6 protein-coding genes and 1 pseudogene are annotated in these 9085 nt (G+C 34.5%); 3 read left to right on the plus strand and 4 right to left on the minus strand.

What is annotated here, in order from left to right:
- Nucleotides 1–486: 486 nt before the first annotated feature.
- Entirely contained in the window at nt 487–1122 is a 636-nt protein-coding gene (locus WBN21_RS03930; protein WP_424197993.1) for a LuxR C-terminal-related transcriptional regulator, read from the minus strand.
- A 368-nt stretch (nt 1123–1490) separates the two neighbouring features.
- Nucleotides 1491–2963: pseudogene (gene acs, locus WBN21_RS03935) on the minus strand (acetate--CoA ligase); the annotation flags it as partial.
- Between acs (WBN21_RS03935) and WBN21_RS03940 the strand changes: the two are divergent.
- The 3 genes from WBN21_RS03940 to WBN21_RS03950 all read left to right on the plus strand — a co-directional run bounded on the left by WBN21_RS03940 (nt 2893) and on the right by WBN21_RS03950 (nt 5777).
- Nucleotides 2893–3132 carry a fumarylacetoacetate hydrolase family protein gene (locus tag WBN21_RS03940; RefSeq protein ID WP_424197994.1) on the plus strand — a complete coding sequence of 80 codons (240 nt, stop codon included), beginning with the start codon at nt 2893–2895 and terminating at the stop codon, nt 3130–3132. The pseudogene acs (WBN21_RS03935) and the gene WBN21_RS03940 sit on opposite strands and share 71 nt — an antisense overlap.
- A gap of 84 nt (nt 3133–3216) precedes the next feature.
- The gene (locus WBN21_RS03945; RefSeq protein ID WP_424197995.1) at nt 3217–5109 is read left to right on the plus strand and encodes a DUF294 nucleotidyltransferase-like domain-containing protein; all 1893 of its coding nucleotides are present in this window, start codon (nt 3217–3219) and stop codon (nt 5107–5109) included.
- Nucleotides 5110–5111: 2 nt separating this feature from the next.
- Nucleotides 5112–5777 carry a 3'-5' exonuclease gene (locus WBN21_RS03950; RefSeq protein ID WP_424197996.1) on the plus strand — a complete coding sequence of 222 codons (666 nt, stop codon included), beginning with the start codon at nt 5112–5114 and terminating at the stop codon, nt 5775–5777.
- A 257-nt stretch (nt 5778–6034) separates the two neighbouring features.
- On the opposite strand, the gene acs (WBN21_RS03955) is transcribed toward WBN21_RS03950, so the two are convergent.
- Nucleotides 6035–7942, minus strand: coding sequence for an acetate--CoA ligase (acs, locus tag WBN21_RS03955; RefSeq protein WP_424197997.1), 1908 nt, complete (start codon nt 7940–7942; stop codon nt 6035–6037).
- A gap of 18 nt (nt 7943–7960) precedes the next feature.
- The coding region (locus tag WBN21_RS03960) for an AMP-binding protein (protein WP_424197998.1) at nt 7961–9085 on the minus strand (1125 nt) is incomplete at its 5' end.

Here is a 9085-nt window from a genome sequence, read left to right on the forward strand (position 1 = left end):
CTTTCATCTTGTAGATTCTCAATTACCGGCTGATTATTTTCTATATCAGTCAGAATAATTTCATCATTACTAAAATGCTGCTCTGTTTCGAAAAAATTTAATTGCTTAATAACAATTAGCATTAAAATAGCAAAAACTACAATAATTAATTTTTTAAAATTTTTCATGGTTGGTTGGTTTTAGTTAATCGCATTAATAACCAAAACATAAAAAATATTGTCACCATTGTTAGTTATACAATTGGCAAAACAATACGTATTAAATTTAATGATACATTTAGGGTGCTAATAAGTAGTGCACTTTAAGACGAGGCTTAAACGAAACCGTATTACTTTTGAAAACCTGTTTATAAAATACAGGAATACGGCTTTATAAGAATTATTTAATTGATAGGGAAATTAAATTGATAAAGTACAATTTAGGAATAAAGCACTAGGAATAATATAGCGTGATGACGGTAAATTGTTAAATCCCGTATTTTTTTTACTAGGTAATACCATTTAATTCACAAAATTCTAACAGTTCTTTAGAGTTATGGCAGTTACTTTTTTTAAGGATGTTTTTGCGGTGAGCTACAACAGTATGGGTACTTATAAATAGCTGACTTGCAATTTTGTTATTAGTAAAGCTAGTTTTAATAAGGTGAATAATTTCTAACTCTCTGGGTGTGAAAAAATTGTTGAATTCGTGATAAATACTTTTTTTGAAAGGAGTTACATCTATTTTACCAGCATAAAGCTCCCATTCTACCAAATTAGTACTGGTTTTCATGAACGAAATATCGGTTAAAACCGATAAATGCGTAATTAATATCCCATCTTCACCTGTTTGATACGGTAAAGACTGCCGCATGACCCTTAAATAAGTTCCATCCTTTTTTAATAACCGGAAGGTGACGTTTAAATATTGCTTTTGTGCGCTTACATTATTATTAATTGCAAAATTTACAACGCCTTTTAGGATCCGATTAATCACATCGATATCATCTGCATGAATCCATGTTAAAGCCATTTGCATGCTAAACTCATCTTTTGTATATCCTAACATTTCTAGAATACCGCGCGAATATTCCAATTGCGACTTTTGCCAGTTTAAAATATACATGGCTTGCTTACCCAACACTATAGGGAAATTTTTAATCGACTTAAATTTATGAGTTTTAACGATACGATTTTGTAGAATTTCAGCAATTTCTATGCTAAATTTCGTTGAATCAAACAATGGCGTTTTTCTATTGTTAATCAAGTTTATCGCGTTGGTTAGTTATTTCAATATACAATAAAGAACTCATTAACGTTGCGTTAATTAAACATATACCTTCATGACGGTATACACATAGAAAAGCAATGGCTTGTATTTAAACGATTATAAAGGTAATATCGACGGATATAATATGTTATATCAATAGCTTATATTTAATGATAAAAAAACCAAATACAAAAGTATTTGGTTTATTGTAGCTTATGCATGAAAAATATTTAACATTTTAATCACAGTGCATTATCCATAATATCTTGAACTACCTCAGGATTTAAAAGCGTACTTGTATCTCCTAAATTACTGGTGTCTTTATGGGCTATTTTTCTTAATATACGACGCATAATTTTTCCGGAAGGTGTTTTTGGTAAGCCACATGTAAATTGAATTTTATCCAACTTAGCTATAGGTCCAATATGCTCTGTTATAATCTGGTTTATTTCTTTACGCAGGTTATTCTGATCTCTAGATTCTCCTGTATCTTTTAAAGTAACATAGCCGTAAAGTGCACTCCCTTTTACATCATGTGGAAAACCAACAATTGCAGATTCTGATACTGCTGGATGCTCGTTAATAGCATCTTCAAAGGGTGCGGTTCCTAGATTATGTCCAGACACGATAATTACATCATCTACTCTACCGGTGATTCTATAATACCCAACTTCATCGCGCAAAGCACCATCTCCCGTAAAATATTTATTTTCAAAAGCTAAAAAATACGTGTCTTTATAACGTTGGTGGTTACCCCAAATAGTTCTTGCTATACTTGGCCACGGGAACTTAATACACAGCCTACCTTCCACTTGATTGCCTTTTAATTCATCTCCATTTTCATCCATTAGTGCGGGTTGAATCCCTATAAATGGTAAGGTTGCATACGTAGGTTTTGTCGGTGTAACATAAGGAATTGGACTAATCATAATACCTCCTGTTTCTGTTTGCCACCAAGAATCGATTATTGGTCTTTGTTTTTTACCAACGTTATCATTATACCAATGCCACGTTTCTTCATTTATAGGCTCGCCAACAGAACCTAATACTTTGAGTGATGATAGATCGTATTTTTCTACCAGTTCTGTGCCTTGTTTTGCTAATGCACGAATGGCTGTTGGTGCGGTATAAAATTGGCTTACTTCATGCTTTTCAACAATCTGCCAAAACCGCCCAAAATCTATGTAACTTGGCACACCCTCAAACATAACCTTTGTGGCTCCATTAGCTAAAGACCCGTAAACAATATAACTATGGCCTGTAATCCATCCAATATCGGCAGTACACCAATACACATCATTTTCTTTATATTGAAACACGTTTTTAAACGTATATGCGGTAAAAACCATATAGCCAGCCGTAGTATGCACCATCCCTTTTGGCATACCTGTAGAACCTGACGTATATAAAATAAACAACGGATCTTCTGCATTCATAATTTCTGCTTCGCATACTGTGGAAGCGTTATCTAAAAGTGGCTGCAACCATTTATCGCGACCTGCTTTCATTTTAATTTCAGAATTGATTCGCTTAGCGACTAAAACCGTTTTTACACCCTCACAACTTTCCAAAGCTTCATCAATAATGCCTTTTAAATCAATTGTTTTGGCCCCTCTGTAAGAGCCATCGCTGGTAATTACCAATTTGCAATCGCTATCATTTAATCTAGTTGATAACGCCGTTGCAGAAAACCCTGCAAATACTACAGATATGATTTACAATTTTTCTGAAATTATTGCTTTTGTTTCTAAATACATGACTTTGAAACCTGGTGATTTAATTTTTACTGGAACACCAGCAAATGGCGCCGGACAAAACGTTAAAGGCGACCATTTACAAGCTTATGTTGAAGGCGAATTGCTTTTGGATTTTAAACTAGTTTAAAGCACACAATTAGCCTTAAATATAGTCTTGTAAAAAATGACGTAACTCATAGATATAGAGTAGCTTTTTTATTAAATTGCTATAATGAATACTATTGAAGAACGAATCTATGATTTTCTTAAGGCTTTTCCGCCTTTTAGCATGTTAACAAGCGCGCAATTGCTTGAAATTTGTAAGGCTATTGATATCCATTATTTAGAAAAAGATACTGATTTATTTATTGCCGGAGACCCCATAGACAACCAATTTTACGTAGTTAAAGATGGCGCTATTGGTTTATTTCGAGAAGAAACTCTGGCTTTAGTAGATGAATGTGATGTGGGTGATATTTTTGGCTTACGCGCCCTTATGAGAAAGGGTGAATACAAACTAAGTGCGAAGGCTATTGAAGAAAGTATTGTATATAGTATTTCTTCTGAATTATTTGAAGATTATATAACTACCAACGCTGAAGCTAGCGCTTTTTTAATGTCTAGTTTTGCTGCCAATATTAGTTACATTGAGTCTAACCCGTTACAGCACAAAAACCAGACTGAACCTATCCAAGATTTTTTTGAAGAACAATCTGCTGATTATTCGAAAAATCCAGTTCATTGTAATCAACAAACAAGTATTAAAGACGCGGCTCAAATTATGACCAACAAACGGGTTGGTTCCATAATTATCGCAAAAAATAATATGCCCATAGGTATTATTACAGATAAAGATTTACGAACTAAAATTGCTACCGGCCTTGTTTCTATTGATGAATCTGTAACAAAAATTATGTCGTCGCCAGTTATTACTTATCCAGAAAACATAACAGTTGCAGAGGCGCAAATTGCTATGATTAAAAATAGAATTACGCATTTGTGTATTACAAAAGATGGCACGCCTAACTCAGAATTAAAAGGCCTTTTATCTGAACATGATATTGTAGTTATTCGAGAAAACAATGCTTCCGTTTTAGTTAAAGAAGTTAAGCGCGCTAAAACAGCAGAACAATTAAAACACATTCGAGAACGCGCACATCAAGTTCTAAAACGCTATATAAAACAACAAATCCCCATCACATTTGCTACTAAAATAATAGCGTTAGTAAATGAAAGTATTACACAGCGTATTATTGATTTGGCTATTGCTGAAATGCCAGAAGCTCCACCAACTACATTTTCGTGGTTAGCCATTGGCAGTCAAGGGCGCGAAGAGCAATTGTTACTCACAGATCAAGATAACGCCTTAGTTTTCAACAATGTTAATGAAAGTGATTATGAAAAAACACAGACCTATTTTTTAGAGCTTTCAAAAAAAATAAACCATGGTTTAAACATCGTAGGTTTTGAGCTTTGTCCTGCAGACATGATGGGCAGCAACCCAAAATGGTGTTTATCGGTTTCTAAATGGAATGAGCAATTTAAAACATGGATTACCAAACCAGATCAAGACAACTTAATGCTCTGTACTATTTTCTTTGATTTTGAATACGTGTATGGTGATATTAATTTAGTAAACATGATGGCTGAAAGTATTTTTGAGTCTATTGATTCTAGAGATATCTTTTTAAATTACTTAGGATTAAATGCCTTAAAAAACCCACCTCCATTGAGTTTCTTTAGACAATTTTTAGTAGAACAGGATGGAGCACATAAAGACCAATTTGATATTAAAGCACGAGCCATGATGCCTTTGGTTGATGCGGCACGGTTATTAATACTTTCTAAAAACACAAAAACACATAGCAATACCATAACGCGTTATGAGAAACTTGCTGAACTAGAACCACAAAATAAAGATGTTTATTTTGCATGCCGTAATGCCTTTAAAAAACTACTTCGCTTTAGAACAGAACAGGGTTTACTTCATAATGATTCTGGGCGTTTTATAGATTTAGAAACCTTAAGTAAAGCAAATCGGTTGGAATTAAAAAACTGCTTTAAAGCGGTTAAAGATATTCAAGACCTAATACAAACACGATTTAAACTTTCGCAATTTCTCTAATTATGAATTGGTTTAAAAAGAAGACATATCCAGACTTTTGGAATCAATACATAACACATTTTAAATCTAAGCAAACCAAAGATTTAGACACGATTCGTTTTGTGGTTTTTGATACTGAAACAACAGGACTGGACATTAAAAAAGACCGCATACTTTCTATTGGAACTATTGCCGTTTTTGATAGTGTTATTAAAGTATCTGATAGTTTTGAGTGTTATGTGAAACAAGAATTGTTTAATTCTGAAACCGTTAAAATTCATGGCTTACTAAAAGAAGGAATTAACATAAAACTTAATGAGCAAGAGGCTGTTATTCAATTTTTAGAACATATTGAAAATGCTGTTTTAGTGGCTCATCATGCCGCTTTTGATGTGGCCATGATAAACCAAGCTTTAAAGCGTTTAGATTTACCAAAACTAAAAAACAAAGTGCTAGATACTGGGCATTTGTTTAACAAAACAAAACTTGACACCACTAAAGTTCATTTTAGTTTAGACCATTTGTCAGAGCGTTTTAACATTCCTCAACACGACCGGCATACAGCTTCTGGTGATGCTTATATTACCGCTGTATTATTCGTGAAACTCATTTCAGTTTTAAAGAAGCGTAACACCCGATTAACACTTGATGATTTATTACGATCGAATAATAGAATTGGTTTATTGTAAAACAAATCCTTTTATTATTTGGCTTACATATTACATAACAAACTAATCGAATAATGACGAAAACGAAAGTTCCCTTTTTAATTCAAAACTATAAACATTTGTAAACAAAAAAAAGCAACCATTAAGGTTGCTTTTTTTTGTTTACGCATTAGGGATTGCGGCATTTGTTGAAGCTCTCCCGATTTTTCATCGGGAAGCGACTGCCGAAAGCCCGACCCTTGTGGCAACCTGCCTGCCGGCAGGCAGGTGCACAAATTCTACAATGCATTATCTATAATTTCCTGAACAACTTCTGGATTTAATAATGTACTTGTATCACCTAAATTACTGGTGTCTTTATGTGCAATTTTACGTAAAATACGTCGCATTATTTTTCCTGAACGTGTTTTAGGCAACCCGTTAGTAAATTGAATTTTATCTAATTTGGCTATTGGCCCAATATGTTCTGTAATAATCTGATTAATCTCTTTTCTTAGATTATTTTGGTCTCTACTTTCACCTGTATCTTTTAGAGTTACATAACCGTATAACGCACTTCCTTTAACATCGTGTGGGAATCCAACAATAGCAGATTCTGCAACTGCTGGGTGCTCGTTAACAGCATCTTCAATTGGTGCGGTTCCTAAATTATGACCTGAAACAATAATAACATCATCTACTCGACCTGTAATTCTGTAATAGCCAACCTCATCTCTTAAGGCACCATCTCCTGTGAAATACATGTTTTCATAGGCCGAAAAATAGGTGTCTTTATAACGTTGGTGATTTCCCCAAATGGTTCTTGCCATGGAAGGCCAAGGGAACTTAATACATAATCGACCATCCACTTGATTACCTTTAAGTTCTTTTCCGTTTTCGTCCATTAAAGTTGGCTGAATACCAATAAAAGGCAAGGTTGCATAGGTTGGTTTAGTAGGTGTAGCATACGGAATTGGAGAAATCATAATCCCTCCTGTTTCGGTTTGCCACCAGGTATCTACTATTGGGCTATTCTTTTTACCAACATTATCGTTATACCAATGCCATGCTTCTTCATTTATGGGTTCACCTACAGAACCTAACACTTTAAGCGATGATAAATCGTATTTTTCAACTAACGCTGTGCCTTGTTTTGCTAGTGCACGAATGGCGGTTGGCGCTGTATAAAACTGATTGACTTTATGTTTTTCAACAATTTCCCAAAATCGCCCAAAATCTGGGTAACTTGGCACGCCTTCAAACATAACCGTTGTTGCACCATTTACTAACGGGCCATACACGATATAACTATGTCCTGTAATCCATCCTATATCGGCAGTACACCAATACACATCATGCTCTCTGTATTGAAAAACATTTTTAAAAGTATAAGCGGTATAAACCATATAACCAGCTGTAGTATGCACCATCCCTTTTGGTTTTCCTGTAGAGCCTGAAGTGTACAGTATAAACAATGGATCTTCCGCATTCATTATTTCGGCTTCACAAACATCTGAAGCATTATCTAAAAGTGGTTGTAACCATTGGTCACGACCAGATACCATATTAATATCTGTGTTAATTCGTTTTGCAACTAAAACCGTTTTTACACCAGGGCAACTTTCCAAAGCTTCATCAACAATGCCTTTTAAATCTATCGTTTTTGCTCCCCTGTATGAGCCATCGCTAGTTAATACCATTTTACAATCGCTATCATTAATTCTGGTTGATAATGCTGTTGAAGAAAACCCTGCAAAAACCACCGAATGAATGGCTCCTATTCTTGCACATGCTAAAACAGAAATGGCTAATTCAGGAATCATAGGTAAATAAATACAAACACGATCTCCTTTTTTAATGCCTTGTTCTTTTAAAACATTAGCAAATTGGTTGACTCGCTTATGTAATTGATTATAGGTTATATGTTCTGCTGGATCTTTTGGGTCGTTAGGTTCAAATAAAATGGCCGTTTTTTCGCCTCTTGTTGTTAAATGTCTATCTATACAGTTTTCTGTAATATTTAATTGAGCGCCCTCAAACCACTTGACTTCTGGTTTTGAAAAATCCCAACTTAAAACATTGTCCCACTTCTTTCTCCAAAGAAAATGCTCTTCGGCGATTTCTTCCCAGAAGGCTTCTGGATTTCTAACAGATTTTCTATAAACTTGATAATACTCTTCTAAATGTTTAATGTGATAATTACTCATAATTAGTTAATTTATGTTTTAGTACTTTCCTACTTTATGTGATTTAAACGTGTTTTCTATTTCGGTAATAATTGATGGATCATCAATGGTTGAAGGTATTTTATAAGCCTCTTGATCTGCAATACTTCGTAACAATTTACGAAGAATTTTACCAGATCTTGTTTTTGGTAATCTTTTAACTAAAATTACCTGTTTTAGAGCTGCTACAGGCCCAATAGCTTTTCGAACATCTTTTACAACTTCAGTTTGAATAACAGATTCCGCTAATTTATTTTCTAATTTCGCAACTGCTAATGCTAATGGTATTTGACCTTTTAAATCGTCATTAATACCTATTACCGCACACTCTGCTACCGAACTGTGTGAAGCAACCACCTCTTCCATTTCAGCAGTTGATAATCTGTGTCCTGCCACATTGATTACATCATCAACACGACCTGTGATATAAACATAGCCATCTTTATCTTTATAACCACCATCGCCTGAAAAATAATAGCCGGGAAAACGGTTTAAATAGCCAGCTTCAAAACGCTCTGGATTGCCCCAAATATTTATTAAATTCCCTGGAGGTAATGGCAGTTTTACAACCACAAAACCTTCAGTTCCATTGGGAACAATTTCACCTTCATTACTCATAATTTGGATATTATAACCGCATACTGGAAATGTAGCAGAACCTGGTTTAACTGTCGCTAATTCTACACCAGCCATATTTGCTAACATAGGCCACCCACTTTCTGTTTGCCACCAATGATCTATTACTGGAACTTTAAGCATTTGCTCTGTCCATTTTAATGTCGCAGCATCGCAACGTTCGCCAGCTAAAAACTGATATTTTAAATGTGATAAATCATATTGCTTAAGAAATGTGCCATTAGGATCTTCTTTTTTAATGGCTCTAATAGCTGTGGGCGCGGTAAACATCACTTTTACTTTATACTCTTCAATAACACGCCAAAATGTTGATGCATCTGGTGTTCTAATTGGTTTTCCTTCAAAAAGAACGGTGGTATTTCTGTTTAATAAAGGGCCGTAAACTATATAACTATGTCCTACAACCCAACCAACATCACTTGCTGCCCAAAATACATCGCCACTATCCAAACCATAAACATATTTCATTGAAAATTTTAGTGCTGTTGC

It is taken from the genome of Algibacter sp., from assembly GCF_049667265.1.
Taxonomy (GTDB): Bacteria; Bacteroidota; Bacteroidia; order Flavobacteriales; family Flavobacteriaceae; genus Algibacter_B.

Excerpts from the sequence above, each read along its gene's own strand:
- acs (WP_424197997.1), bottom strand. The coding sequence starts at position 7,942 with ATGAGTAATTATCACATTAAACATTTAGAAGAGTATTATCAAGTTTAT.
- WBN21_RS03945 (WP_424197995.1), top strand. The coding sequence starts at position 3,217 with ATGAATACTATTGAAGAACGAATCTATGATTTTCTTAAGGCTTTTCCG.
- WBN21_RS03950 (WP_424197996.1), top strand. The coding sequence starts at position 5,112 with ATGAATTGGTTTAAAAAGAAGACATATCCAGACTTTTGGAATCAATAC.